This is a genomic window from Cupriavidus sp. HMR-1 (genome assembly GCF_000319775.1).
Taxonomy (GTDB): domain Bacteria; phylum Pseudomonadota; class Gammaproteobacteria; order Burkholderiales; family Burkholderiaceae; genus Cupriavidus; species Cupriavidus metallidurans.
In genome coordinates this window covers 1-25,269 of sequence record NZ_ANKP01000115.1, presented here as the reverse complement: position 1 = coordinate 25,269, position 25,269 = coordinate 1, and the positions used below count along the sequence as shown (strand labels likewise).

Here is a 25,269-nt window from a genome sequence, read left to right as displayed (position 1 = left end):
AACGCCCGCAGCGCGCGATTTGGCGCCGCGGCAACCGCGCGGGTCGCGACGGTCAGGATCAGGTCGGTGCCGGGCACGAGATCGAGCGCAGCGCCCCAATGGGGCAGCACCAGGGCCACATGCCGCTGCATGCCAGCCTCGGCCAGGGCGAGATCGATCTCACTGGGCGCGTCGGGACGCATCGCCACCAGCACATGCGGCCGCGCCAACCAGTCCTCCGCCGATAGCGGCCCCCGCCGAGGCAGCGTGGTCCGGTCCGCCACGCTCGTGTAGTGGTCTTCGAACAGCGTAGCCACCTCGATATCGCTGGGCAGCCGTGGAAAGACACCGATCGCCAGATCGGTCTCCCCATCGGCAAGCTGCGCGAGCATCGCCTCGCGGCCAGCCTGGATCACGGCGAGGTCGATGCCGGGCGCCTCGCGGCGCAGCCGCCGCATCAGCGCGGGCAACACGCTGCGCGCGCCATAGTCGGACAAGGCCAGCCGGAAGCAGCGGCGCGCATGGGCGGCGTCGAACGTGGATTCGCCCACCAGTCCGTTCAATTGACCCAGTGCATCGTCCAGCGGGCCCAGCAAATCGCGCGCGCGTGCGGTGAGCGTCAGGCCGTTTTCGCGACGCACCAGCAGCGGGTCGTCGAAGATATCGCGCAACTGGGCCAGCGCGTGGCTGACGGCCGGCTGACTCTTGTGCAGCCGCACGGCGGCACGCGTCACATGCTGCTCGGTCAGCAAGGCGTGCAATGTCAGCAACAGGTTCAGGTCGATACGGCGCAGGTCATCCATGCGGCGAATGTCTCATGTATGGATTGCGAATTTCCATTGCGGCGGCGGCGCGTGCAACATGCCCGACAACAGATTGCATTCGAATCGGAGAAATTATCATGACCTCGCCGCTTGCCGCATCCGCTGGCTCGCTCTGGATGCCATTGGGCGTCGCGCTTCTGGCCGGCGCGATGATCCCATTCCAGGCCGGCAGCAACGCCACGCTGGGCCGCGCGCTCGGGCACCCGCTCTGGGCCACCGTCGTCTCGCTCGTGATCAGCCTGGTTGCCGTCGTGCCCGTGCTGCTGGCACTGCGCGCATCGGCGCCCAATCTCGCTGCGGCCGCGCAGGGACCGTGGTGGCAATGGATCGGCGGGCTGTTCGGCGTGATCTACATCACCGCAGCGCTGTGGCTGGCGCCGCGCGTGGGCGCCGCGAACTTCATCGTCGGCGCCGTGGCCGGCCAGTTGCTGGCGTCGATGCTGGTCGATCATTTCGGACTGGTGGGCCTGCCTGCCCGGCCCGTCACGCTGGCGCGCCTGGCCGGCGTGGTGCTGGTCCTGGCGGGCATCTGCGTCATGCAATGGCAGCCGGCGCGAGCCACGAGCAACGCATTAAGCGAGCGGAATCTCAGGGGACAGTCAGATCAGCCAAGGCATCCCGGATCAGCGTGATGCCGGGCCAGGCCCCCATCTCCGCCATTGTGATGAATACCGTGCGCCCCACCGGGAACGAAAAATCATGGCGTACCGGGTGCACCATTCCCAGTTGCGCATAGTGCGCCACGGCGCTTTCCGGTGCGACGGTCAAGAGATCGCTGCTTGCCACCACACTCAGATTCGTGTGGAACGAGAACGACTCGACCTTGGGATGGGGCGGCACCAGCCCTGCGGACAGAAAGGTGTCGTCGAACACCTGGCGCGTATAGGCCTCGCGTGACGCCACGATCCAACCCTGTTCGCGCAGTTCCGCCAACCCGACGTTGCGCCTGCGGCGCAGTGGGTGGTCCTGTGCGCACGCAATGGCGAGCGGCTCCTGCCACAGCGGCGTGACCGCCAGCTTGCTTGCAGACTGCTTATCCAGCTCCACGCCGATTCGGCCAATCACGCAGTCGACATCGCCACGGCTCAACATTCGGAGCAGCCCGCCCACCGTCGATTCACGCACGACGAGTCTTGGGCAGTCTGGCCGCGCAGCCATTGCCGCCAGCAATCTCGGCAGGATCACCACGCCAACCAGCGGGAGTACGCCAAGCCGCACCACGGGAGCGGGGGGTGCTTCCGCCGCCGACTGAGCCGCCACCGCCAGCGCGCTGAGCGCGATACGCAGGCGGTCCAGTGCGACCAGTCCCGCAGGGGAAAGTGCTGCGCCGCGCGTGGTACGCGCGACCAGTTCCACCCCGAAGGCAGATTCCAGCTCCTGCAACATCTTGGTTGCGGCAGGCTGGCTGAGCGCCAGTTGTGCGGCCGCCGTCGTCAACGAGCCATGCTCGGCCACGAGTTCCAGAAAGCGTAGATGCCGGATGCGCAAGCGATCCAGCCGCTGCGCGCGCGCTGGCCTGTACAGGCCCATACCGTGTTGCTCAGGCAATACCCGGGTCATAACAAAACGTGATGACGCAATCAAGACATCATAATTTACAGGAAAGAATCCGGCTCGCACAATGCTGTCAAACAAGCTCACCTGAGCAAGAGGAGACAAAATGCGGCGAATCGCAAGGCGACTGGCATGGCTACCTGGCCTGGCAGTGGCGATCGGCACAACAGGGGTGGCAAGCGTGGCAGCAGCCTCGGCGGAAACCGGATATCCCACGCGGCCCGTGCACTTGATCGTTCCCTACGCCGCAGGTGGCGGCCCGGACATCCAGGCCCGCAAGCTGGCCGAAGTCGTCTCGCGCGACCTGGGACAACCGGTCATTGTGGAGAACAAGGTTGGCGCAGGGGGCATTCTTGCCGCTGAGTTCGTCGCCAAGCAGCCGGCTGACGGCTACACGCTGATGATCGGCGCCTCCACGCATCTGGTGCAGAAACTGATGCAGCCGTCGGTCAGGTTCGACCCTGCCAGGGATTTCACCCACATCATCCGTACCGGCTTCAGCCCACAGGTCATGCTGGTGAGGAGCAACTCGCCCTACCAGTCCGTGGCCGATCTTGTCGCTGCCGCGCGCAAGTCGCCGGGCAAGCTCAACTATGCGTCGGGGGGCATCGGCAGCGCCGCCCATCTGTCGGGCGCGGCATTGGCAAGCGCCGCGGCGATCGACCTGGTCCATGTGCCCTACAAGGGCTCGGTCGAGATCGTTCCCGCGCTGATCCGGGGCGATGCAACACTTGGCTTCCCGATTGCATCGACCGCGATCCCGCAGATCGAGAACGGCAAGGTGCGTGCATTGGCGGTTACCTCCGCATCCCGCTTGCCCGGCTTGCCCCAGGTGCCAACCCTGAACGAGGCGTTGGGCCGGAACGACCTGGCGCTGGATTCATGGTTCGGCATCTGGGCGCCCGCCGGCGTGCCAAAGCCCGTGGTTGCACGCTTGCAGGCTGCTGTGATCAAGGCCCTGAATGATCCCGGCACACGCGACATGTTCCAGAAGGCGGGTTCGGTGATCGACCCCACACCGAGCCAGGAAGCCTTTGACCGATTCGTTGCCGACGAGATGGTCAAGTACCGCCGGATCATCGAATCGAACCATATTTCGCTGCAATGAGGCCACCCATGACCACCGAAAACCTCTCGTTCTCCCCCCTTGCCGGCGTCCGGGTACTGGACTTCTCGCATGTCATCGCGGGCCCGTTGGCAACGTTCTACCTGTCACAGCTCGGGGCCGATGTGCTGAAGATGGAGAACGCCAATGGCGGCGATGTCATGCGCAGGACCGAGACTGGCCGAAAGGGCTTTCTTGCGCTCAATGCGGGCAAGGACTGTCGTGATATCGACCTGGGCTCCGAAGCGGGCCGCGCCGACGCTCTCGCCCTGGCGGCCACGTGCGATGTCGTCGTCGACAACCTGCGCCCCGGCGTGTTGGAGCGATTCGGCCTCGGCTTCGAAGCGGTGCGGGCGGTGAATCCGCGCGTGGTGTATTGCTCGATTTCGGGCTTTGGTCGCGGCAGTGCCGACTGGTCGGGCCGCCCCGCATACGACCATGTCATTCAGGCGGCCACAGGCATGACCTTTCTGGCGGGCAACGAGAACGACCCGCCGATCAAGACCGGATTCCCTGTCGTCGACGCTGCAACGGGTATGCAGGCTGCGCTCTCCATTCTGGCCGGTCTGCGCGAGCGCGATCGCTGCGGCTGCGCCATTCAGCTCGACATCTCCATGACCGGCGCAGCGATGCAGCTCATGTATGGCTTTGCCTGCGAGGCATTGACGGATGGCACGTCGCCCTCTCGCGTGGGCAACCGGGGCTACTCGGGCAGTCCGACGGCGGACTTCTTCCCCACGACCGACGGCTGGATTGCACTCGGCGCCAACACCCCACGTCAGTTGCTGCGTCTTCTCGAAGTCCTGGAACTGTCCGAGCTTGCCGCCGACCCGACCTACTTTGCCGAACCACTGGACGCGGAGTCCCCCGCCACCTTCGTGCGCTCACGCGACCCCGCCGCGCTGAAAACGATCATCGCGCAACGCCTGCAAATGCTGCGCGCTGACGAACTCGAGGAGCGCCTGGCCACGCGCGGGGTACCCGCAGCGAAGGTACGCAAGCTGGGCGAGTTTGCCGAAGCGGCGCTAGGTCACGGCCGCATATCGACTGTCACACTGCGCGATGGCGACACCGAAGTCATGTCGCCGGGCCTGGGCTTCGGCGCCCGGCGACATCCGGGCTAATTCGGGTCAATCCGCGCTAACGCTGATCGCCCCGCACCGGCGCGCGCTCAGAACGTTTCCCAATCGCCGCTATCGGCCGTCGCGGGCACCGGTGCGGCCGATGGCCTCGCCTTTGCCACGGGCCGACGGCTCGACGGCGTGGCCAGTACGGGTTCCTTGCGCTGATGGGTGACCGGCTGGCGGGCCTTGGCTGGCGTGGCTGGCTGGCGCGCCAGTACCGGGGCCGCCGAGGTCTTGCGAACCACGGGCGGTCGCACGGCGGCAGGCACTGCGGGCGCGCGCAATGGGCGTGATGGCTGCACCGGGCGCTGCAGGGCAGCGGCGGCCGTCTGGGTCGATGCCTTCTGGGGCGATACCTTCTGAGGCAATGCCTTCGCAGGCGATACCTTCTGCGGCGATGGCCTCGGCGCCAAGGGCTTCGGCGCAGCTGCAGGCAAGCGTGGCGCCGGTTGAACCGGCTGCGCAACGACCGCCACGGGCCCCGGCGCGCGCGGCACTTCGCGCTGCTGTTGCTCGCCCAGATCGAAACGCGCGACTTCCGTCACCAGCCCGCCGGCCTGCTGCATCAGGCTTTCGGCGGCCGCACTGGCTTCTTCCACCAGCGCGGCATTCTGCTGCGTCACGGTTTCCATCTGCGCAATCGCCAGGCCCACCTGCTCGATGCCAGCGCTCTGCTCCTCGCTGGCGGCGGTGATCTCGCCCATGATGTCCGTAACGCGGCGCACCGCGCCGACGATGTCATCCATCGTCTTGCCGGCCACTTCGACCTGGCGCGCGCCTTCCTTTACCTGCCGCACGGAGCCGTTGATCAGATCGCCAATTTCCTTGGCCGCCGACGACGAACGCTGCGCCAGGCTGCGCACCTCGGCCGCCACAACGCTGAAGCCGCGACCTTGCTCGCCGGCACGCGCCGCTTCCACGGCCGCGTTCAACGCAAGAATGTTGGTCTGGAATGCGATGCCTTCGATGACGCCAATGATCTCGGCCACGCGCGCCGAGGACTGGGTAATGCCGTCCATCGTATCCACCACGCTGCGCACCACACGGCCGCCTTCGGTGGCGACATCTGATGCGTTCGCGGCAAGCTGGTTGGCTTGTCGCGCGTTCTCGGCGTTCTGGCGCACGGTGGACGTCAACTGCTCCATCGACGCGGCAGTCTGCTCCAGCGATGCCGCTTGCTGCTCGGTACGGCGGGACAGATCGGTATTGCCACTGGAGATCTCGCGCGCGGCGGTATCGATCGAGCCGGCCGCGTGCTGGATGCCGCGAACCAGCGTGCCGAGCTGGCCAAAGGCGCGCTCAAGCGCGCCGAGCATCCGGCCCATCTCGTCCTGGCTGCGTACTTCGATGGCGTGCGCAAGCTGGCCCTGCTCCAGCGCCTCGGCAGCGTCAAGCGCCTGCCGGGCCGGACGCGTCACCGAGCGTGTCATGCCGATACCGAGCAGCGCGGCAATGATCGCCGCCAGGGCTGCCATGCCGATCAGAAGGTTACGCGTAAAAGCGTAGCGCGCTGTTGCATCCTCCACCGCCTCCACGGCCAGCTTCTGGCCAAGCTGGGCGATCACGTCCAGCTTGTCGAAGTACGCGGCCTGCGATGACGGCAGCGTGGCAGTCAGCCCGGCGCGGGCGCCATCGTATTCCCCTGCGCCCAGCTGGCGCATGACCAGGTCGAGCTGGCCGTCGTAGGTGGCGCGTGCCTGCGTCAGTTGTTCGAACACGGCTTTCCATTCCGCGTTGCCCGACGCCGCCAGGGTCTTGCCAATCGGTTCGAGCGTCGCGTCGATTTCCTCGCGGAACCGGGCGATCTTCGCCGCGTTCGCGGTGACCAGCGCGGCATCCTCGGTCAATGCCGCATCGCGCACCATCAGACCGATCGTCAGCACGTGCGCCTTGGCGTGATTCAGGTCGATCACCCGCAGCAGCCGCTTCTCCACCGCCATGTGCATGGCATCGTTCATGCTGCCCAGCGCCGACACCCCAACCGCGGCAACCGCGGCGAGCAGCAGCACCACGAGACTGAAAGCAAAGGTCAGCCGCGCCCCGATCCCCATTTTTCGCAAGCCCATCACTTCGTACCTTTCTCTTGTGATCCGATTGTTCGTACGAGCGATATCCGCCCGAAACCGGGCATCGCACGGCCTCCTATCGGCGGCATCGCGGACGGACTTGAGCACGAAAACGAATTGAGGGGGAAATCAGCAGGTATTCGGTGGATTGGCTGCACAACAAATGGCATCTAATCCATCTGCGCAATACGCATCGGCATCGGAGACCAGACACACGGCGTCAGACCATCGTCGGCCCGACCAGCCAGTGCGAAAAAAAAGCCTACGCGCGGGGTGCTCGTAGGCTTTCCAGGACTGCTCTGAAGGACCGGCTGTACCCGGTCCAGCGCTCGAATATAAACCCGCTTACATGAGGTGTAAATCGCGCTTCTATCAGGGATTCCCCTGATGGCGGGTGTAATCCGAAGATCACTTGATGGCTTCGCAGTAGCGCAAAAGTCACGTGCGGGCTCTTCGTCAGATATCGGCAATTCCCCGCAAAGCATTAGCTGGCGCGGGTTGGCGGCATCTGGACGGGCGTTCCGATGGCAGCGCACCGCAAGTGCTTGCCACAACTCACTCCACGCGACAACATCACAAATAGAGTAATGACTCTAGCCGAAGACAAGCAGCCGCTCAGTCAATGCTTGTAAAACTTTGTTACTCTCCCCGTCTGAAGTATTTCCCTTCTCTCCTGGCAGCGCCGATTGGACGTGGTGGCCGGGCAGCGCCCCCGATATTCGCGAATCGTCTGCCCGCCGCAGTCATGCTGGCCAGTTCCTGCGCCACCTCCGGCTCCGAGAGCGAATGTTTCAAAGCGCCCCACGATCTGAGCGCACAAAACGTCACCCATAGTGCGTTACAGATCAAATCATGTGGTCATCGGACCGTTGTCAGCCGCCAGATCCCTCGCGGGTTCTTCCGGAGAAGTTGTGAAGAAGGAAAAAAAGGCTCCAAGACCCAGCCGGAAACTGCAGCACCTGCATTACGCAGCCCACGGCGCAAGCCGCAACGCAGTCATCGTCCATCTGTCGAACGGCACGAGGTTGACCGGTGTCGTCCTGGCATCGGACAACTATATGGTCCTGCTCGGGCAAAGCGCAGAAGACCCCACCCCCACGCTGATCTACAAGCGCGCGATTACCGTCGTGACGCCCGCCCACGCGCCCGAAACGGCGTCGGTGCTGCTCGAGGCCGAAACGTCGCCGGACTTCGTGCGCCTCTACACCCCGCGCACGCGCAAGCGCCGCTGAGAGACGCAGCAAGTCGTGGCGCCCTTCTATATAGATGCGGGCCCACGACCACGCGAATGCCCGGTCAAGTTGCGCGCGCAACCCCCGCAAAGATCACTCTAAAGTCTCCCCGAGCCCGGTCGATAACCTTTGCAACGGAGGCACTCTACGCCCTGCAACGCAGGCAGCCAACGTTACGGCACCCGCCGGAATGCCTAAAACATTGCAAATAGGAGTCGTACCATGGCGCAAGTCATTAATACCAACTCGTTGTCTCTGATGACTCAGAACAACATGAACACCTCGCAATCGGCACTGAATACCGCTATTCAGCGCCTGTCGTCGGGCCTGCGCATCAACAGCGCAAAGGACGATGCCGCCGGCCTGGCAATTGCGAGCCGCTTCACGTCGAACATCAACGGCCTGACCGTTGCCCAGCGTAACGCCAACGACGGCATCTCGCTGGCGCAAACGACGGAAGGTGCGCTGACCGAAGTCACGAACAACCTGCAACGTATCCGTGACCTGTCGGTGCAAGCCGCCAGCGGCACGAACTCGTCGTCCGACCTGAAGTCGATCCAGGACGAAATCACGCAGCGTATGTCGGAAATCGACCGCCTGTCGGCCCAGACCGACTTCAACGGCGTGAAGGTGCTGTCGTCGAGCGCCAAGAGCGTGAACATCCAGGTTGGCGCGCAAGACGGCCAGACCATCGCCGTGAACCTGCAAGAAATCAGCACGAAGACCCTGGGTCTGACCAGCTTCAACGTGAACGGCCCGGTCGCCAACGGCGCCGCCACGTTTGATGGCGCGACCAACATGGTTGGTGTGGCTGACGCCAGCACCGCCGACTTCCAGAAGGCCTTCGGCTCCACGACCAACGTGACGACCTCGACCGTGTCGGAAAAGGCCGCCGGTACGCTGGCCACCACGCTGGGCATTGCTGCCGGTAGCGTGGCGGTTGGCGCCAACGCCGTGGTCGACAAGAACGGCAACTGGTTCGCTCAGGTCGCGATCACCCCGGCCAGCCAGACCGAAGCCCAGGCCCTGAAGAACCAAGGCATGAACGGCGCAGTCAGCGGCACGACGATGTACACGTACGTTGCGCTGGACCCGGCTACGGCCGACACGACGACGACCGCTGGCACCGCTGCCTTCTCGTTCGACACGAGCAAGGTCACGGCCGCCAACCTGACGGCTGGCGCCTCGTCCAGCCCGCTGGCGACGGTCGACTCCGCCCTGCAAACGGTGAACAGCCTGCGCAGCTCGCTGGGTGCTATCCAGAACCGTCTGGATTCGACGATCTCGAACCTGGGCACGACCATCACCAACCTGTCGTCGTCGCGCTCGCGCATTCAGGATGCTGACTACGCAACGGAAGTGTCGAACATGACCCGCGCGAACATCCTGCAACAAGCTGGTACCTCGGTGCTGGCTCAAGCGAACCAGACCACGCAAGGCGTGCTGTCGCTGCTGCGTTAATCGCAACGCGTAAGCAGGAAGGCCGGACCTCGTGTCCGGCTTTCTTGCGCCCGGAGTATTTTCCCAGGGCTTCGGCTCTGGGAAAACATTTCGAGATGACCGAGTCAGGACAATCATGGCAACCCAAGCTGCTCCATCGTCGGGCGTAGTGCAAGCGGCAGTCGGCGTGTCCCTGCCGCAGCCCGGCCTGCGTACGTCCGCCACGCCTGCGGAGGCATCACAAGCACCGGCAGCCGCCACGCCGGCCGCTCCGGCGTCTGACCATCCGGCGGCGCGCCCCAGCACGGATGCGGCAGTCAGGAAACTGACCGAGGCCCTGCGCGCTGCATCGGTCAGCGTCCAGTTTGAAATCGACCGCGAGACCAACCGCGTCGTGACCAAGATCGTCGACAAGGCCAACGGCGAAATCATCCGACAGATTCCCACAGAGGAAGTCGTGCGTATCGCCGACGCGCTGGCCCAGTTGCAAGGGCTGTTCGTCAACCAGACCGCCTGACATCGGCGCAGCTCCAACCAGAAGCCCCCTGGAAAACAAGAAATGACTACGATCTCCAACCTCGGCGTCGGCTCCGGTCTCGACCTGAGCAGCCTGCTCGATCAGCTCACCACGGCTGAACAGGCACCGCTCACCGCGATCAAGACCCAGCAGAGCAGCTACCAAACCAAACTGTCCGCGTACGGGCAGTTGCAGAGCATGCTCGCGGCGTTCCAGGCATCGGCCAACCAGTTGTCGAACCCCACGTTCTTCCAGGCCACCACGGCAAGCGCAAGCAACACCTCGGTACTGAGCGCTACTGGTAGTGCCACTGCGGCACCAGGCACCTACTCGGTCAACGTCACGCAACTGGCGCAGTCGCAGTCGGTGGTTTCCACCGGGCAGGCATCGCAGACCGCCGCCGTCGGCACCGGCACGATCCATATCGATTTCGGTGCGATCACGGGTGGCACGCTGGACAACAACCCGGCCAGCCCGACCTACGGCAAGTACACCGGCGCCACCTTCACGGCCAACAGCGGCTCCACCGGCGTCGACATCACGATCGACAGCAGCAACAACACGCTGCAGGGCGTTCGTGACGCGATCAACAAGTCCAATGCCGGGGTGACCGCCAGTATCATCAATGATGGATCGGGCACGCCGTACCGGCTGGTCATCAACTCAAACGCAACGGGCGCCACGAACAGCGTGCGCCTGTCCGTGAACGAGAACGATGGCGGCACGGCGCTTTCGGATCTCGTAGCCTACGATCCAGCCGGCACGCAGAACATGACCCAGACCGTGGCCGCGCAGGATGCCAAACTGACGGTCAACAACATCGCCATCCAGAGCAAGAGCAACGCCGTCACCGACGCGGTGCCGGGCGTCACGCTCAATCTGAACCAGACCGGCACGAGCAACGTGGCGGTGCAGCGCGACAACAGTTCCATCGTCACCGGCCTGCAAGCCTTCGTCGCGGCTTACAACAATCTCCAGAACACCGCTGCCTCGCTGTCAGCCTACGACCCGAGCACCAAGACCGGCTCTCCGCTGACGGGCGATTCCACGTTGAGCATCATCCAGTCCCAGATGCGCAGCGTGATGAACACGCCGCAGACAGGCAACGCGCTCACCACGCTGTCACAGATCGGCATCTCGTTCCAGAACGACGGCACGCTTGCTCTCGACACCACCAAGTTGACCTCGGCGCTGAACAACAACCCAGGCGCGGTTGCGGGGCTGTTTGGCAACGCCAACGGCGTGAGCGGCTACGGCAACCAGATCAGCACACTGGTCAAGAACCTGACCAGCAGCAACGGCGCGCTGACGACGGCCACGGCCGGCATCAACAACACGCTCAAGGATCTGAGCAATCAGTACGATGAAACGCAGACCCGCATCGATGCGGTCATCGCCAATTACAAGACGCAGTTCACGCAGCTCGACGTCATCATGTCGCAGATGCAGAACACCAGTTCGTACCTGACGCAGCAGTTCAGCGCCATGAACGGCACAAGCAGTAGCAAGAAGTAACGTCAGCCAACAGCAGGAGTCCACATGTTCGCGCGCCGCAATGCCGTCAATGCCTACGCCCAGGTGGGTGTCGAAACCGGAGCCATGAGTGCCAGTCCGCACCAGCTGATCGTCATGCTCTACGACGGCGCACGCGCGGCCATCGCACGTGCCAAGTTCCACCTGGCGGCCGGCGACGTCGCAGCCAAGGGCAACGCCATCTCGAAGTCGATCGACATCATCGACAATGGCCTGCGCGCTGTGCTCGACCACAATGCCGGCGGCGACGTTGCCGCGGACCTGGAACGGCTGTACGACTACATGTCGCGCCAGCTCATGCTGGCCAACCTGCGCAATGACGAAGCGCTGCTCGACCAGGTCGACAGCCTGCTGCAGGACCTCTCCAGCGCCTGGGCGCAGATTGGCAATCCAGCCGCCAACGGCACGCTGGCCGCACAGCCGATCGCTGCCAACTCGTGACTACCTTCCGGAACTGAGACGATGTACTCCAACATGCCTGCCACCCCGTCGGTCATCCAGATCTACGAGGAACTCGTCCTGCTCTCGGAGCAGATGCTCGAAGCCGCCCGCCATGGCAATTGGGACGCAATGACCGAAGTCCAGCGCGTTTACGTGGCTCAGGTGGAAGCACTCCGCGGCAAGGACACGCACCCGCCCGCGACGCTTCAGGAACGTATGCAGCGCCAGGCCCTGCTGGCCAAGCTGCTGGCTCACGACGCCGCGATCCGCGATCTGGTGATGCCGCAATTGCAACGCCTCGGGGAACTGCTCGGCAACGCCCGCCGCCGCCGCGACGTCAACGAGGCCTACGGCGTTTCCGCCTGAGAGATACGTTCACAGGGCGCCCGGCGTGGCGCCAATGCGGGCCTTGAGCTCACGCATCCGTAACGCCCCATGTCACGGCCCGTTCCATGTCGATTCCGATTCATTCCCAGCCTGACGCTGGCCAGCTCGCACGTAACGACCTGCTGACACAGCGCACGGCGCTGGCGGTCGACAAGCTGGCCGCGCTGATGCCGGTCCAGGACACGAACGAGACCAGTTCGCGTGACACCAGCACCGATCTCGGCACCGCTGGCCGCGTGCCCGGTGCGCGGCCCGGCGAAGCATCGGCCGGCAATACCGCCGGCGCCGTCGTCACTTCCACGCGCGAAACGCTGAGCTTCGCAGCGCGCACGATCCTCGACCTGTTCGCGAATGCCGACGAGGCCGCCGCCGCGCTGAAGTCGGCCTCACCACTCGCCACGCGCACGGAAATGCAATCCGCGCCGCTGCTGGCCACCAAGCTTGCCAGCCTGCTCGACCAGAGTGGCATGTTCTATGAAGCGCATCTCGCCGAATGGGTGAGCGGTGCGCGTACGCTCAAGGACATCGCGCGCGAGCCCCAGGCCGTGCTGGCACGAGCCACCGCCAACAGCGCCAACCCGCCCCCTCCCGATGAGCCGCTGCGCCAGTTGCTGGCGCTGCCCTACTCCCCTCGGGCCGCCGATGCGGCGCGTGCGACGATGCTTGCAGCCGTGGGGCTTCCCGATGCCCCTGATGGCGACGCCACCGGCCGGGCAGGAAACGCCACCCACGGCGCGGGTACTGCCAACGGAACGGGCAGCGCAGGCGGCATGGCCGCGAATCGGGCCGCCGATGTTTCATCATTCGGCCGCCACCCGCCTGTCACCCGCACCATCACCGTCGGCGATCCGATTCCCGCGCCCGACGGCGCACGCACGCAATCACTGCAGGCCGCCCAGTCATATGCCAGCGTTGCCGACGCGGGCAATGCGCCACGCGCGTCTCTGCTGGCCACGCACGCGTCGACATCCGAACCGCCCGCCGCACCGCCCCCAGCGCAAGGCCAGATCGTGCACCCGGCGACGGAGGGCCTGATGCGCCAGCAACTCGAACTGCTGGCCGCCCAGCAGTTCCGCTGGCAGGGCGAAGCCTGGTCCGGCACGCAGATGTCGTGGGAAGTGTCGCCCAATCCCGTGGACGAGGATGGATCCGGCACGCAGCACCAGGCGCGGAGCTGGACCACACGGCTGGTCGTGCAAATGCCTGGCATGGGCATGGTCGAAGCCAGCCTGACGCTATCGCCGTCGATGCTGGACGTGCGAGTCAATGCACCGCTGGATGACACTGCCGCAAGGCTCAATGCGGCCATTCCCGATCTGCACGGGCGTCTGGCGGCCAGCGGCTTCGTGGTGGGCCAGATTACGGCACGCACCGATACGGCGCCAACGGCAGCGGGAGTCCCGTCATGAGCGACACGTCGCGTGGCGCCGCGGTGGCGCTGTCATATGAAGAAGGTGAGAAGGCCCCACGCGTGGTGGCCAAGGGCTACGGCGTCACGGCCGAATCGATCATCGCGCGCGCCCAGGAAGCCGGAGTCTATGTCCACAATTCTCCGGCGCTGGTCAACCTGCTGATGCAGGTGGACATGGACTCCCAGATTCCCCCCCAGCTCTATCTGGCGGTGGCCCAATTGCTGGCGTGGCTGCATCAGATCGAGCACGAGACGGGGCAATCCTCGGCCAAGTAATAAGCGCCATTGCCGCAATAGCCCGGAAAACAGGCCTTTCTTCGGCGTCTTGCAGTGCCTTGCCATTTCGTATGATGCAAAGCGCATAGCAGACCAACCGACATCACCGCATGACACAGTCAACCATTCGCACCAAGCCATTGCTGGAATCCCTCAAATGGGGCTGGTTCGACTTCGAGGACTATCTGTTCGAGAAGCGGTATGGACTCGATCTGGGCGGCGTAGTCCCGGTCAAGGACCTGATGGACGACACCAGCCTCCCGATCGCACATGCGTCCACCTACCATGCCGTGTGGTGTCGCAACCTCCGCGAGTTGTTCCGGGAGGCGCGGCGCACTGGGCATCGTTTCGACAATTTCGTGGACATCGGTTCGGGGAAGGGCAAAGCCTGCTTCTACGCGCACACGCGGCAGCCGTTCCGAAATATCGTGGGCGTGGAGTTTTCCAGCACCCTGATCGACGTCTCCAGCCGCAACCAACGCCGGTTCGGTGCCGACAACATCTCGTTCGTCAATGCCGATGCCACAGGATTCAGTCTCCCATCTGGCAACAACATCGTTTTCATGTTCAATCCGTTCGACGACGTGATCCTCGAACGCTTCGTCAGGCATAACCTCGATCACTTCCGCCAGCATCGCTCCGTCATTGCCTATGCCAACGACGTGCAGCGCATGACACTGGTACGTTTCGGGTTCGAAACCATCTACCGGAATCAGGAACGGAAGATTTCGCTGTACCGCCTGCCGTAGCAGACGGTCAGGGACCCCATCAGCGTTGGGAAAGTAGCTCGCGCACGGCGGCACCAACGCGCGCCACGTCGTCCCGCTCGAGATTGAGACCCGATGGCAGGTTCACGCCATGCGCGCCCAGCCGGTAAGCCACCATATTGCATTCGCGTGCCATCGAAGCTGGCTGCGTTTGCGCATACGCTTCCAGACTGCTTAACGGACTGAAGAAAGGTCGGCAATCAATCCCCTCGCCGGCGAGACGACGGATGACTTCGGCTTTTCCGCCCAGTCGATCCGGCAGAATTGCCGTCGTCATCCAGTAGCTGCTACGTACGCCTTCGGCTTCGTGGTTCAGCATGACCTCTTCGCAATCGCCCAGCTCCTCGCGATACCAGCCGAAAATCACCCGTTTGCGCGCCACGAGCTCCTCGATGCGCTCCGTTTGAGCCAGGCCAAGCGCGGCCTGCATGCTGCTCATCTTGTACTTGTAGCCCACCTCGCGATTCATGAACATGGTGTCACCAGGCGCACGTCCGTGATCGCGCAGCACGAGCACCCGCTGGTGGATGGCATCGTCATCGGTGATCAGCATCCCGCCTTCCCCGGTGGTCAGGGTTTTCGAACCATGGAAGCTGAACGTCCCGGTTGCGCCGAAGGTTCCGGCTGGTCGACCGTGGGACCAGGTTCCGGCCGCCTCGGCCGCATCCTCGATCACTGCCAGATCATGCCGGCGTGCGATGGCCTGCAATGCAGCGTAGTCGGGCACGTTGCCGTACAGGTCCACCGGGATCATGGCGCGGGTACGCGGCGTTACATATGCCTCTACCGATTCCGCCGACAGACACCAGCTCTGCGGGTCGATATCCGCAAACACCGCCGTCGCCCCCACATACTGGATCGGTGCCGCGCTGGCGATCCACGTGGAATCCGGGACGATGACTTCGTCGCCGGGTCCGATGCCGAGCGCGAGCAAGGAAAGATGCAGCGCCGAGGTGCAGGATGGCAAGGCCACGGCATGCCTGACGCCGTGATATTCGGCGAAGGCGCGCTCGAAGCGCTCGTGGTACACGTTGGCGTTGGCGTACCAGGCATTGGTCACAGCGTCGGTGACGTATGCGATTTCCTTCTCGCTGATGGAGGGCCCCGAGACAGGGATACGTTTCATGGCAGTGTGACCTCCAGTGCGGGCGTTAGGATGGCATCGGCTGATACAGCCTCTGCGCTTGCGGCTTGCCAGGACACCGTGCGGGAGCAAATGTACTGCGCACCCTCGCGACCACAGTTGGCGACGAGATCGAGCGCGCTGACGTAGGGCGTGAACGCGCCGTGGCGCTGCGGATAGGCACGCAGTTGATAGTCCATATACTCGACCACCACGCCGGCGCGCTCGAAGCGCTCGTGGTCCAGGTAGTGCCTCGCCCCGTGGCCGGTGACATAACGGCTGGCACCAAAATGCCCGCACAGCGCTAGCAACCTGCCGCTGCTCTCCCCGCCAACGCCGAGCGCCGACGCGTCCAGGAATTGCCGTCCGGCATCGAGCCCGAAGTAATGCGCCAGCGCCATGACAGACGCGCGCGACAGCGCCGCCAGCGTCGTCGCGTTCTGCGAGAAGACCGCATCGACCAGCGCCAGCATGTCATCCAGATGCGGCGTGCCCAGGTACGCCTGGCGCAGCACATCGCGATGCCGGCTGCGCCAGTCGGTGTTGTCGTCGATCTTGAGGTCAGAGATCAGGCTGTGGCGATGGCGGTCGCGTAGCGGCACGGTCAACCAGCGCACGCCATCGCGGGTCTTGACCTGAACGCGGTTGATGAAGCCGCGCGCGAACTGCACGTCGTCATAGAAGACGTAGGTGTCGCACAGGCGAATCTGCTCGAGCATGCCGACCCAGGGGAAGTACATCGGCTGGGACACCACGAGCGTGCCCGTGGTGTCCATGGAGCCTGTATGCGGCGCCGTACTCATGATGGCAGTCTCCGGATCTCCGGCACCGCCACAGCAAAGGTCCCTCCCCACTCCGCAACGCGGTGGTTCTGCGCCACCACTTCATCGGCAATGTTCCATGGCAGGATCAGCACGGTATCGGGCCTGCGGGCATCGAGTTCTGACGGCGCGCAGATGGGAATATGGCTGCCGGGCAGGAATTTTCCCTGCTTGGAGGCGGCTGCGTCGCAGACAAACGGCAGCAGGTCGGGCCGCACGCCCGCGTAGTTGAGCAATGTATTGCCCTTGGCGGCAGCGCCGTACGCGGCCACCCGACGGCCGGCCCGCTTCTCTTCGAGCAGGAACGCCAGCAGGCCATCCTTGACAGCATCGGCACGGGCCTGGAACGCGAGATAGATGTCCAGGCTGCGCAAGCCGAATGTCTCCTCTTCCTCGATCAACCCGGCCACCGAGGGCAACATTACGCGAGCGTCATCGTCATGGCAGCCATAGACACGCAGACTGCCGCCGTGCGTGCTCAGCCGCTCCACGTCGAACACGCGCAGCCCCGCCTGCGCGAAGATGCGTGACACCGTGTACAGCGACAGATACGAAAAATGCTCGTGATAGACCGTGTCGAACTGGGTCTGCTCGATCAGCCGCATCAGATGCGGGAATTCCAGCGTGATGGTGCCACCCGGCTTCAACGCGACCTTCAGGCCGCGCGTGAAATCGTTGATGTCCGGCACATGGGCATAGACGTTATTGCCCGCGATCAGGTCGGCACGCTTGCCCTGCGCGACCAGCCGTCGCGCCAGCGCTTCGCCGAAGAACTCGCGCAGCGTCGGCACGCCGATCGCCTGGGCGGCATCTGCGGTGCTCGTCGTCGGCTCGATGCCCAGGCACGGAATGCCGCCAGCCACAAAGTTCCGCAGCAGGTAACCGTCATTGGAGGCTACCTCGATCACGAGGCTGTCAGGTCCCAGCGACAGCCGCCGCGTGATGTCGGCCGCATAGCGCGCCGCGTGCTCGAGCCACGTCCGCGATGTGGACGAGAAATATGCGTAGTCGGGCCGGAAGAGCGCGTCGGCCTGCGCGTAGTCTTCAGTCTGGACCAGCCAGCAGGTATCGCAGACAAAGAGCTTGAGCGGGAAATGCGTTTCCGGCGCACTCAGTTCGGCGTGATCCAGATAGGCATTGGACGGCGGCGCGAAGCCGAGATCCAGAAGCACGTGCCGAAGTTCGGCGTTGCAGTGTCGGCAGTTCATGGCACGATGCCGGCAAAGCCGGCACTGAGAAGTGGGTGGGAGGCATCGCGGGCGGAGAGTTCCTCCACCGGCAGCGGCCATTGGATGCCAAGCATGGGGTCGTCATGACGCAGGCCACGTTCGGCCTGCGGCGCGTAGGCTGCGGTATGGAGGTACATCAGTTCGCTGTCCGGTTCCAGTACCTGGAACCCGTGCGCGCAGCCCTCCGGAATCACCATCATGCGGGCATTCTCCGCACTTAGCTCTTCCGCATGCCACCACAGGAATGTTGGCGATCCCGCGCGCAGGTCCACCATGACGTCCCATACGCGGCCGGCCAGGCAGCGCACAAGCTTCATCTCCGCATGTGGCGCCAACTGGAAATGAAGCCCGCGCAACGCGCCGACCTCGCGCGTATGCGAATGATTGGCCTGCACGATCCGGCGATCGCCCAGCACGGGCGCCAGCGCGTCCGCGCAGAACAGCCGGGCGAACGCGCCGCGCTGATCTTCGATCCGCCGGGTGTCTACGATCGCCGCGCCGGCGATGGGCAGCGGTGTAACGATCATGGCGTTGCCCAGCACACGCCGGCAGCCGCGGCGGCGATCATGTAGTCCTCGATCTGGCGGCGCGTGATGCCTGCCATGCCATCCTGCGAAGTCCGGTACCAGCCCGCCGTGGCCGCCAGCGCCTGCTCGAGCTGCCACACCGGCTGCCAGCCAAGCTCACTGCGTGCCCGCGCGCTATCGAGATACAGCAGGTTCGCCTCGTGCGGGCGCGGCGTGGCACTCACATGCCATTCGAGCGCCGGCCAGTGGCAGCGCATCATGCCGAGCACGGCCTCGACCGTCCGGTTGTCATGCGCGGACGGGCCGAAGTTCCAGGCATCGGCGCACGCCGCATCGCCCTGCAACAGCCGCTGTCCTAGCAGCAGATACCCGGACAGGCAGTCGAGCACGTGCTGCCACGGACGTGTCGCGCCCGGTGAACGGATCTCCAGCGATTCCCCACGCGAGGTCGCACGCACGAGATCTGGAATCAACCGGTCCTCGGACCAGTCCCCACCGCCGATCACGTTGCCGGCACGCGCCGTGGCCAGCAATGGTGCGTCCGGTTGCGCGAAGAAACTCTGCCGATAGCTGGCGGCCACCAGCTCCGATGCCGCCTTCGACGCGGCATAAGGATCGTGTCCGCCAAGCCGGTCGGACTCGCGGTATCCCCATGACCACTCGCGGTTCGCGTAGACCTTGTCGGTGGTCACCACGACCACTGCGCGCACACCGGGCATGCGACGGCAGGCGTCGAGCACATTGGCGGTGCCCATCACATTGGTCGACCAGCTTTCCAGCGGATCGCGATACGAGCGGCGCACCAGTGGCTGTGCCGCCAGGTGAAACACAATCTCGGGCTTGCCGCGCGTGAGCGCGGCATCGACGGTTCGCGACTCGCGTACGTCGCCACGCAGATCGATGCAACGCTCCGCATGGGTCAGGTCCAGTTCGCCCCAGAGACTCGGCGTGGTGGCCGGGTCCAGCGCAACACCGGTCACCTCGGCACCAAGCAGATGGAGCCACTGCGCGAGCCAGCTACCCTTGAATCCGGTGTGCCCGGTCACGAGCACGCGGCGTCTCCGGTAGATATCACCGAAGTGCGTCACTTCCAGACCTTCCATGGCGGATTGCCCGATGCCCAGAGCTGTTCCAGCAGGTTCTTGTCGCGCAGCGTATCCATGGCCTGCCAGAAGCCACGATGCGAAAACGCCTGAAGATCGCCCCGCCGCGCGAGCTGGATCATCGGCTCGGCTTCCCACGCGGTGCCGTCCCCGTCGATCAGGTCGATCACCGACGGCTCCAGCACGAAGTAGCCACCATTGATCCAGGCACCGTCGCCTGCGGGCTTCTCCTGGAAATTGCGCACTTCCGATCCATGCATGTCGAGCGCGCCATAGCGGCCCGGTGGCTGGATCGCCGTCACGGTGGCGGGCTTGCCGTGGCTGAGGTGAAAGTCGAGCAACGCGCGTATGTTGACGTCCGATACCCCATCGCCATAGGTAAAGCAGAACGGCTCGTTGTCGAGGTACTCGCGCACGCGCTTGAGACGGCCGCCGGTAATCGTGTACTCGCCCGTATCCACCAGCGTGACGCGCCACGGCTCCACGTGCCGTTGCAGCACTTCCATGCGGTTGTTCTTCATGTCGAAGCTCACGTCCGACATGTGCAGAAAGTAGTTGGCGAAGTACTCCTTGATGATGTAGCCCTTGTAGCCCAGGCAGATCACGAAGTCATTGATGCCGTAGTGCGAGTACGTCTTCATGATGTGCCAGAGAATCGGCTTGCCGCCGATCTCGATCATCGGCTTTGGGCGCAGGTGCGACTCCTCGGAGATGCGCGTGCCGAGGCCGCCAGCCAGGATGACAGCCTTCATGCCGCCACCTCGTCGGCCTGCTCCGCACGGGCGGGCACGCCCGTGATCTCGTGGATCGTGGGAACCGGCATCGCCTCGACAACCGCCGCATCCAGGCCGAACGATTCCTGCAGGAAAGCCGCAAGCGCCGACTTGTCCTGCCCAAGTTCGTCCAGGCGCGCCAGCAACAGGCGGTAGAGTGGCAGCGAGTACTTGCGCAGCATGGCACTGTCGATCAGCAGGTCCAGCGCGCCAGCCTTGTCGCCTTGCTGATAGAGCAGCTCGGACAATGCATAAGCCACCAGCCAGTGCTTGCTCCACTTTGCGGAGACGTTCTCCAGCAGGTTCGCCAGAGCGTCCGTGTCGTACGTAGCCATGATACCGACCAGCGACGTGGCGATTTCCTCCATCGAGATCCACCGGCCGCCGAAGAACAAGCCCTCACCATCGGGCCGCGCAATCTGGCCGGGCGTGCGATACGCGGACACCCATTTGGCCATTTCTTCCTCCAGCCAGCGGCACAGCCCGGCAGCATCGGACAGCGCGCTGCCTTCGAACCGCGTCCGGATCGACATGCGCAGCGCGTCAAGCTGCGCGACGTCCGATGCCAGGGCCACCGCGGTCTCGATGTATTGATCGTCCGTCGTGCAGATCAGCCCGGGCAAGCCGATGGTATTAAGGAACGACGCCGATATGCGCTCATGGAAGGCCTGGCCGGCAATCGTGACAAGGGGCACGCCCATCCAAAGGGCATCACATGCATTGGCGCCCGCAGTCAATGGCGCGGTGTCGAGCAGTACGTCGATACGGTGGTAGAGCACGTACTGGTTCTTGCCCTCGCGCGGCACACAGATGACGCGCTCCGCAGCAATCCCCGCAGCCGCCATGCGCTCGAGCAACGGTACGCGCACGGCGTCGTTGTCGAGACCCGAGCACTCCACCAGCAGCCGGCTGCCAGGGCAGCGTGCCAGCACGCCACTCCAGAGCCTGAGCGTGCGCGCGCTGATCTTTGCCAGGTTGATGCAGCAACCGAACGTGATGTGACCGTTCTCCAGCGCGGGCGTCGGCCGCACCCGGTATGCGGCCGCATAAGCATCAAGCGGACGCGCAACGAGCGGAAAGTACGAGGCAATCGCCGGGGCATGCAACAGTTCTTCCGTACAGAACGCCTCATTGCCCTCGGGGTCGGCCATCGCCTCGGTGAGGCGGTAGTCCATGCCGGGCATGCCGGTGGTGCCGGGGTATCCGATCCATGTCAGTTGCTTCATGGCAAGACCATGCGCCATGTAGGTCAGCGGGGTATTGCGCGTGTATCCGCCGAGGTCGAACAGTACGTCGAGCTGGTCAGCCCGCACGATGTCCACAACCTCTTTCACGGTCTTGCCGGCCAGCTCGACAAAGTGTCCGGCAAAGTAACGGACCTTCTCCGTGATGTTGTCCGCGTGCCCGTTTAGCGAGTAGACAAAGACTTCGACACGGGTGTGATCCAGGTTTGCGAGGAATGGAATGACAAAATAGGCGCAAGCGTGGCTCATCAGGTCGTTGGACATGAGCCCCAGCCTGATACGGCCATTGTCCGCAGGCGGATGCAGTGCCCTGGCACCGCGCTTTGCCGGCATCATCAGTTGCGCGCAACGCTCGGCTTCATGTCGAAGATCCAAGCCGGTGGTGTTCTCGTCGAACAACATCGTGAACAGCAGGTTGAAGCGCAGCAGAAGCTGATCCGGTGCAATGGCAATCGCCTCGCGCAGCGCGCCAACGGCCTCGCCAACCTTGCCGGTCTCCTTCATGGCGTTGGCGTACGCGGTCAGCGTGCTCACTTCCTTCGGCGCCAGTGCGCGCCCGCGCAGTGCGGCGTCACGTGCGCCTGGATAGTCTTGCAGGCCATAGAGCACGCTTGACCAGGTGGCCCACGCCTGCCACATCGGCGGGTTCTGGGCAATCACTGGCTCGAGTGCCGCACGCGCTTGCGGGTAGCGGCCGATCGTCATGAGGGTCTCGCCCATGACCACGCGCAGTTCGATGTCCTCGGGAAACCGCGCGAGCCCCTGCTCGCTCAGCCGCAGCGCTTCATTGCGATTGCCAAGTCTCAGACAGCTTACGGCGCGCAGGAAGTACGCCCGCGGCGAATCGCTACCATGCTTGTCGGCACGCTCCGCATTGCGAATGCACTCGTCATACTGGTGCGCCTTGAAACTCGCTTCCGCCTTGGCAAGGGAGTTGGATGCCTTCACGGCATGATAGCTGTCGTGCATGATTTGGGTCGATCGCCGGTGCCGCGCGACATTTCGCGCGCGCGCTCCTGATTGGAGTCTGCGCAGATTACTGCCGCGCCGCCCATCCCCATCCGGCAAACTTCGGCGGAAAACGGCAGCTTTTCTGCCAATCACCGACTCTGGCCCCGGGCGATGATGCGTATCATGTGGCGTCACGAGTCCCTGGCGCATTGTTCGTCACCACATGGAGCGTTCCGCCGTGGAGCTGATCAACCATACCCGCGCGAGCCTGATCGATTATGTTTGCGCTCAGATTGGCACGTTCTTCCCGGATGGCGCGGACGTTCGCGGCGCGATCACGCAAGATTTCGCCGAGGCGATGGCGCGGGTGGAGCGTTGCCTGAATGCCAATCGCGTATGGCCACACGGCAGGTTCAACTACCTGCATTCAGCGCAGTACTGCCTGTTCCTGTACTACCTGTCCAACACCATCTGGCGCAACGGTGGCGACACGGATACCTGCACCCGACTGTTCCTGCTCAACAAGGCGCTGAACGGCATCGATCTGTTCTACGAGATCGCCATGCCGGACATCTTCATCCTCGGCCATTCAACGGGAATCGTGCTGACCAAGGCCACCTACGGCAATTACCTGATCCTTCACCAGAACTGCACGGTCGGTCGGAATCACGACGTGGCGCCGGTGCTGGGCGAAGGGGTGGTCATGTATCCGGGTAGCTCCATCATCGGCCGCAGCCGTATAGGCGGGCTATCGACGATCTCGATCGGCACACAGGTCGTGAACCGCGATACGCCGGGAGACTGCATGGTCTTCGGTGCGGAGAGCGGCGAACTCGCCTTCAAGCCGCGCAGCCATCGATACGTGGAAGAGGTCTTCCACATCTAAGCGGCTGCCCCCCAGGCTGCCCCTATGCCCTCAGGACCTGCGCCCTTGGAAGCCGTTCCAGAATGAAGCGAAGCGGTTCTGGCCAGGGTGAAGCAGGGATTTCGGCTCGTGTGCGAGCCGCCTGCGGAACGGCATGTGCCTGCGAGCACGTGCGCGCCCTGCAAGGGCGGGACCGCAGACAGTACAAGTCGTACGGCAAGGCCCCGCAACGATTCCAGAATCTTTTTGAAGCGGCTTCTTAGACAGGCATGTTCATCATTTCCTGATACGCAGCGGTCAGGCGGTTACGCACCTGCACGGCGGTCTGGAACGAGATGTTGGCCTTCTGCATGTCGATCATCACGTCGTTGAGCGACACACCGGCCTTGCCCATTTCGAATGCCTCGGCCTTGCCGTAGGCGCGGTCCTGCGTGGCATTCAGGCGTTGCAGCGAGCGCTGCAGCTCGCCCGCGAAGCTTTCGGTTGCCGCCGATGCCTCCTGGGGCGCGGCGCTGCCGCCGGCCACCTGCGCGGTGGCGCGCATTTGCTGGAGCATGCCCTCGATGGAAGAAATGGTCATGACGCGTCCGGGTCCTTGAACTTGAAGAGAGAGGCGAACGGACGACGCGCCTAATGAGTCACACGTCATCCAGTTTCAGTCCTCGCACTGTACCCATCCGCCCGTGCCGACCAAAGCACGAAATCGACAGGAAAACCCCCCCTATTCAGCCGATTGTCGTTGGCCCTTCTGCCCGATCATCGCTACCGTGCCGGATCTGGCGGAACAGCCGCGACCATTGCAGCCCGCCCCCGGCCATGAACATCAACTATCGCGGGGAGTGCGCGTGTTTTTTCTGCAGCGTGATTTGAGCCGTGCCGGGAAGATTAACGGCAGCAAAGGCCAGAGTGGCAAGGGCGGATTCTGCCCAGCCAAGCCGGAGACGCGCGCATGAACGCGACCGCAACCCTGCCGAACGGCACGGCCCTGCTCGAAAAGGTCAAGGCCAATCCGCGCCTGCCCATGATGCTGGGCGGGGCCGCGCTGGTCGCCGCAATCGCCGTGGGTGTGATGTGGTCCCGCGCGCCGGATTACAAGGTGCTGTATTCCAATCTGTCGGAGCGTGACGGCGGTGCCGTGATCCAGTCGCTCCAGCAGATGAACGTGCCCTACAAGTTCGCCGAAGGTGGTGGCGCGGTCATGGTGCCGGCTGACAAGGTGGCCGAGACGCGCCTGCGGCTGGCCAGCCAGGGCCTGCCGAAAAGCGGCACGACCGGCATGGAACTGATGGACAACCAGAAGTTCGGCATCAGCCAGTTCGCCGAACAGGTCAACTATCAACGCGGGCTGGAAGGCGAACTGGCCCGTTCGATCGAATCGATCGGCGCAGTGCAGTCGGCCCGTGTGCACCTGGCGATTCCCAAGCCCACGCTGTTCGTACGTGAGCGCCAGAAGCCCACCGCCTCCGTGGTGCTGCAACTCTACCCGGGGCGCGCCGTCGATGAAGGCCAGGTGGCCGCGATCACGCACCTGGTGTCTTCCAGCGTGCCGGAACTGACGCCGAAGTCGATCTCGATCGTCGACCAGCAGGGCAACCTGCTGTCCGGCACCAACGATCGTTCGCTCGATGCCAGCCAGCTCAAGTACGTCCAACAGGTCGAGCAGGGCTACGTCAAGCGCGTGGAGTCGATCCTCGCGCCGATCCTCGGCAAGGACAACATCCACGCCCAGGTCACGGCCGATGTCGATTTCTCGTCGGTCGAGCATACCGACGAGAGCTACAAACCGAACCAGGACCCGACCAAGGCCGCGATCCGCAGCCAGCAGACCAGCGAATCGAACTCGCAGGGTGGCACGCCTGTAGGTGGCGTGCCCGGTGCGTTGTCGAACCAGCCGCCGGCCGCCGCCGTGGCCCCGGTGACCACGCCGCAACCGCCGCGGCACTTCGCCGCACACCGATTAATCGTCACCCGATGACT

The 25,269-nt window shown here is 64.1% G+C and carries 24 protein-coding genes and 1 pseudogene; 14 read left to right on the top strand and 11 right to left on the bottom strand.

Annotated elements, in window-relative coordinates:
- Positions 1-782: LysR family transcriptional regulator (locus D769_RS15675; protein WP_008646703.1), on the bottom strand; the 782-nt coding region annotated here is incomplete at its 3' end.
- Between the two features lie 98 nt (positions 783-880).
- Here D769_RS15675 and D769_RS15670 point away from each other — a divergent pair.
- Entirely contained in the window at positions 881-1,435 is a 555-nt protein-coding gene (locus D769_RS15670; protein ID WP_008646700.1) for a DMT family transporter, read from the top strand.
- Here D769_RS15670 and D769_RS15665 read toward each other — a convergent pair.
- A complete protein-coding gene (locus D769_RS15665) occupies positions 1,392-2,333 on the bottom strand; it encodes a LysR family transcriptional regulator (protein WP_008646697.1) in 942 nt (313 codons plus the stop codon). The two genes, D769_RS15670 and D769_RS15665, sit on opposite strands and share 44 nt — an antisense overlap.
- Before the next feature lie 130 nt (positions 2,334-2,463).
- Here D769_RS15665 and D769_RS15660 point away from each other — a divergent pair, with 130 nt between their 5' ends.
- Positions 2,464-3,465 (top strand): tripartite tricarboxylate transporter substrate binding protein, encoded by a 1,002-nt coding sequence (locus tag D769_RS15660; protein ID WP_008646695.1) that lies wholly within the window; start codon positions 2,464-2,466, stop codon positions 3,463-3,465.
- Positions 3,466-3,473: 8 nt separating this feature from the next.
- Complete coding sequence (locus tag D769_RS15655) at positions 3,474-4,586, top strand: CoA transferase (protein WP_008646690.1); 1,113 nt, start codon at positions 3,474-3,476, stop codon at positions 4,584-4,586.
- A 47-nt stretch (positions 4,587-4,633) separates the two neighbouring features.
- On the opposite strand, the gene D769_RS15650 is transcribed toward D769_RS15655, so the two are convergent.
- Positions 4,634-6,652, bottom strand: coding sequence for a methyl-accepting chemotaxis protein (locus D769_RS15650; protein ID WP_008646687.1), 2,019 nt, complete (start codon positions 6,650-6,652; stop codon positions 4,634-4,636).
- A gap of 911 nt (positions 6,653-7,563) precedes the next feature.
- Here D769_RS15650 and D769_RS15645 point away from each other — a divergent pair.
- From D769_RS15645 to D769_RS30690, 9 genes are all read left to right on the top strand, one after another.
- A complete protein-coding gene (locus D769_RS15645) occupies positions 7,564-7,884 on the top strand; it encodes an RNA chaperone Hfq (RefSeq protein ID WP_008646680.1) in 321 nt (106 codons plus the stop codon).
- Positions 7,885-8,106: 222 nt separating this feature from the next.
- Entirely contained in the window at positions 8,107-9,345 is a 1,239-nt protein-coding gene (locus D769_RS15640) for a flagellin FliC (protein WP_008646678.1), read from the top strand.
- Between the two features lie 115 nt (positions 9,346-9,460).
- Positions 9,461-9,841 carry a flagellar protein FlaG gene (locus D769_RS15635; RefSeq protein ID WP_008646677.1) on the top strand — a complete coding sequence of 127 codons (381 nt, stop codon included), beginning with the start codon at positions 9,461-9,463 and terminating at the stop codon, positions 9,839-9,841.
- A gap of 42 nt (positions 9,842-9,883) precedes the next feature.
- Positions 9,884-11,356, top strand: a complete 1,473-nt coding sequence (fliD, locus tag D769_RS15630; RefSeq protein WP_008646676.1) for a flagellar filament capping protein FliD — start codon at positions 9,884-9,886, stop codon at positions 11,354-11,356.
- 24 nt (positions 11,357-11,380) lie between these two features.
- The gene (gene fliS / locus D769_RS15625) at positions 11,381-11,815 is read left to right on the top strand and encodes a flagellar export chaperone FliS (RefSeq protein ID WP_008646675.1); all 435 of its coding nucleotides are present in this window, start codon (positions 11,381-11,383) and stop codon (positions 11,813-11,815) included.
- Between the two features lie 21 nt (positions 11,816-11,836).
- Positions 11,837-12,181 carry a flagellar protein FliT gene (locus D769_RS15620; protein ID WP_008646672.1) on the top strand — a complete coding sequence of 115 codons (345 nt, stop codon included), beginning with the start codon at positions 11,837-11,839 and terminating at the stop codon, positions 12,179-12,181.
- Positions 12,182-12,267: 86 nt separating this feature from the next.
- Positions 12,268-13,611 (top strand): flagellar hook-length control protein FliK, encoded by a 1,344-nt coding sequence (locus D769_RS15615; RefSeq protein ID WP_008646670.1) that lies wholly within the window; start codon positions 12,268-12,270, stop codon positions 13,609-13,611.
- Positions 13,608-13,889: an EscU/YscU/HrcU family type III secretion system export apparatus switch protein gene (locus D769_RS15610; RefSeq protein ID WP_008646668.1), complete on the top strand. Its 282-nt coding sequence runs from the start codon at positions 13,608-13,610 to the stop codon at positions 13,887-13,889. The genes D769_RS15615 and D769_RS15610 overlap by 4 nt, the downstream gene beginning before the upstream one ends.
- Positions 13,890-13,999: 110 nt before the next feature.
- The gene (locus tag D769_RS30690; RefSeq protein WP_008646666.1) at positions 14,000-14,638 is read left to right on the top strand and encodes a class I SAM-dependent methyltransferase; all 639 of its coding nucleotides are present in this window, start codon (positions 14,000-14,002) and stop codon (positions 14,636-14,638) included.
- Between the two features lie 19 nt (positions 14,639-14,657).
- Here the strand turns inward: D769_RS30690 and D769_RS15600 are convergent, their stop codons facing one another.
- The 7 genes from D769_RS15600 to D769_RS15570 are packed head-to-tail and all read right to left on the bottom strand — an operon-like array spanning position 14,658 to position 22,445.
- Positions 14,658-15,782 (bottom strand): DegT/DnrJ/EryC1/StrS aminotransferase family protein, encoded by a 1,125-nt coding sequence (locus D769_RS15600; RefSeq protein ID WP_008646665.1) that lies wholly within the window; start codon positions 15,780-15,782, stop codon positions 14,658-14,660.
- The gene (locus tag D769_RS15595) at positions 15,779-16,582 is read right to left on the bottom strand and encodes a WbqC family protein (RefSeq protein WP_008646662.1); all 804 of its coding nucleotides are present in this window, start codon (positions 16,580-16,582) and stop codon (positions 15,779-15,781) included. The genes D769_RS15600 and D769_RS15595 overlap by 4 nt, the downstream gene beginning before the upstream one ends.
- Positions 16,579-17,808, bottom strand: a complete 1,230-nt coding sequence (locus tag D769_RS15590; RefSeq protein WP_008646661.1) for a class I SAM-dependent methyltransferase — start codon at positions 17,806-17,808, stop codon at positions 16,579-16,581. Before D769_RS15590 ends, D769_RS15595 begins: the two co-directional genes overlap by 4 nt.
- Positions 17,805-18,356: a dTDP-4-dehydrorhamnose 3,5-epimerase family protein gene (locus D769_RS15585; protein WP_008646660.1), complete on the bottom strand. Its 552-nt coding sequence runs from the start codon at positions 18,354-18,356 to the stop codon at positions 17,805-17,807. The genes D769_RS15590 and D769_RS15585 overlap by 4 nt, the downstream gene beginning before the upstream one ends.
- A complete protein-coding gene (gene rfbG, locus D769_RS15580) occupies positions 18,353-19,459 on the bottom strand; it encodes a CDP-glucose 4,6-dehydratase (protein WP_008646658.1) in 1,107 nt (368 codons plus the stop codon). The genes D769_RS15585 and rfbG overlap by 4 nt, the downstream gene beginning before the upstream one ends.
- Entirely contained in the window at positions 19,441-20,211 is a 771-nt protein-coding gene (rfbF, locus tag D769_RS15575; RefSeq protein WP_008646656.1) for a glucose-1-phosphate cytidylyltransferase, read from the bottom strand. Before rfbF ends, rfbG begins: the two co-directional genes overlap by 19 nt.
- Positions 20,208-22,445, bottom strand: a complete 2,238-nt coding sequence (locus tag D769_RS15570; RefSeq protein ID WP_008646654.1) for a tetratricopeptide repeat protein — start codon at positions 22,443-22,445, stop codon at positions 20,208-20,210. Before D769_RS15570 ends, rfbF begins: the two co-directional genes overlap by 4 nt.
- Positions 22,446-22,650: 205 nt before the next feature.
- Here D769_RS15570 and D769_RS15565 point away from each other — a divergent pair, with 205 nt between their 5' ends.
- A complete protein-coding gene (locus tag D769_RS15565) occupies positions 22,651-23,313 on the top strand; it encodes a hypothetical protein (protein WP_008646651.1) in 663 nt (220 codons plus the stop codon).
- A 238-nt stretch (positions 23,314-23,551) separates the two neighbouring features.
- On the opposite strand, the gene fliE is transcribed toward D769_RS15565, so the two are convergent.
- Positions 23,552-23,872: a flagellar hook-basal body complex protein FliE gene (gene fliE, locus D769_RS15560; protein ID WP_008646650.1), complete on the bottom strand. Its 321-nt coding sequence runs from the start codon at positions 23,870-23,872 to the stop codon at positions 23,552-23,554.
- Positions 23,873-24,241: 369 nt separating this feature from the next.
- On the opposite strand from fliE, the pseudogene fliF reads away from it, so the two are divergent.
- Positions 24,242-25,231 (top strand): annotated as a pseudogene (fliF, locus tag D769_RS15555) (flagellar basal-body MS-ring/collar protein FliF); the annotation flags it as partial.
- Between the last annotated feature and the right edge of the window lie 38 nt (positions 25,232-25,269).

Excerpts from the sequence above, each read along its gene's own strand:
- fliD (WP_008646676.1), top strand. The coding sequence starts at position 9,884 with ATGACTACGATCTCCAACCTCGGCGTCGGCTCCGGTCTCGACCTGAGC.
- fliS (WP_008646675.1), top strand. The coding sequence starts at position 11,381 with ATGTTCGCGCGCCGCAATGCCGTCAATGCCTACGCCCAGGTGGGTGTC.
- D769_RS15610 (WP_008646668.1), top strand. The coding sequence starts at position 13,608 with ATGAGCGACACGTCGCGTGGCGCCGCGGTGGCGCTGTCATATGAAGAA.
- D769_RS15600 (WP_008646665.1), bottom strand. The coding sequence starts at position 15,782 with ATGAAACGTATCCCTGTCTCGGGGCCCTCCATCAGCGAGAAGGAAATC.
- D769_RS15640 (WP_008646678.1), top strand. The coding sequence starts at position 8,107 with ATGGCGCAAGTCATTAATACCAACTCGTTGTCTCTGATGACTCAGAAC.
- rfbF (WP_008646656.1), bottom strand. The coding sequence starts at position 20,211 with ATGAAGGCTGTCATCCTGGCTGGCGGCCTCGGCACGCGCATCTCCGAG.
- D769_RS15655 (WP_008646690.1), top strand. The coding sequence starts at position 3,474 with ATGACCACCGAAAACCTCTCGTTCTCCCCCCTTGCCGGCGTCCGGGTA.
- D769_RS15660 (WP_008646695.1), top strand. The coding sequence starts at position 2,464 with ATGCGGCGAATCGCAAGGCGACTGGCATGGCTACCTGGCCTGGCAGTG.
- D769_RS30690 (WP_008646666.1), top strand. The coding sequence starts at position 14,000 with ATGACACAGTCAACCATTCGCACCAAGCCATTGCTGGAATCCCTCAAA.
- D769_RS15650 (WP_008646687.1), bottom strand. The coding sequence starts at position 6,652 with ATGGGCTTGCGAAAAATGGGGATCGGGGCGCGGCTGACCTTTGCTTTC.
- D769_RS15615 (WP_008646670.1), top strand. The coding sequence starts at position 12,268 with ATGTCGATTCCGATTCATTCCCAGCCTGACGCTGGCCAGCTCGCACGT.
- D769_RS15590 (WP_008646661.1), bottom strand. The coding sequence starts at position 17,808 with ATGAACTGCCGACACTGCAACGCCGAACTTCGGCACGTGCTTCTGGAT.
- D769_RS15585 (WP_008646660.1), bottom strand. The coding sequence starts at position 18,356 with ATGATCGTTACACCGCTGCCCATCGCCGGCGCGGCGATCGTAGACACC.
- D769_RS15595 (WP_008646662.1), bottom strand. The coding sequence starts at position 16,582 with ATGAGTACGGCGCCGCATACAGGCTCCATGGACACCACGGGCACGCTC.
- D769_RS15665 (WP_008646697.1), bottom strand. The coding sequence starts at position 2,333 with ATGGGCCTGTACAGGCCAGCGCGCGCGCAGCGGCTGGATCGCTTGCGC.
- fliE (WP_008646650.1), bottom strand. The coding sequence starts at position 23,872 with ATGACCATTTCTTCCATCGAGGGCATGCTCCAGCAAATGCGCGCCACC.
- rfbG (WP_008646658.1), bottom strand. The coding sequence starts at position 19,459 with ATGGAAGGTCTGGAAGTGACGCACTTCGGTGATATCTACCGGAGACGC.
- D769_RS15570 (WP_008646654.1), bottom strand. The coding sequence starts at position 22,445 with ATGCACGACAGCTATCATGCCGTGAAGGCATCCAACTCCCTTGCCAAG.
- D769_RS15565 (WP_008646651.1), top strand. The coding sequence starts at position 22,651 with ATGGAGCGTTCCGCCGTGGAGCTGATCAACCATACCCGCGCGAGCCTG.
- D769_RS15620 (WP_008646672.1), top strand. The coding sequence starts at position 11,837 with ATGTACTCCAACATGCCTGCCACCCCGTCGGTCATCCAGATCTACGAG.
- D769_RS15635 (WP_008646677.1), top strand. The coding sequence starts at position 9,461 with ATGGCAACCCAAGCTGCTCCATCGTCGGGCGTAGTGCAAGCGGCAGTC.
- D769_RS15670 (WP_008646700.1), top strand. The coding sequence starts at position 881 with ATGACCTCGCCGCTTGCCGCATCCGCTGGCTCGCTCTGGATGCCATTG.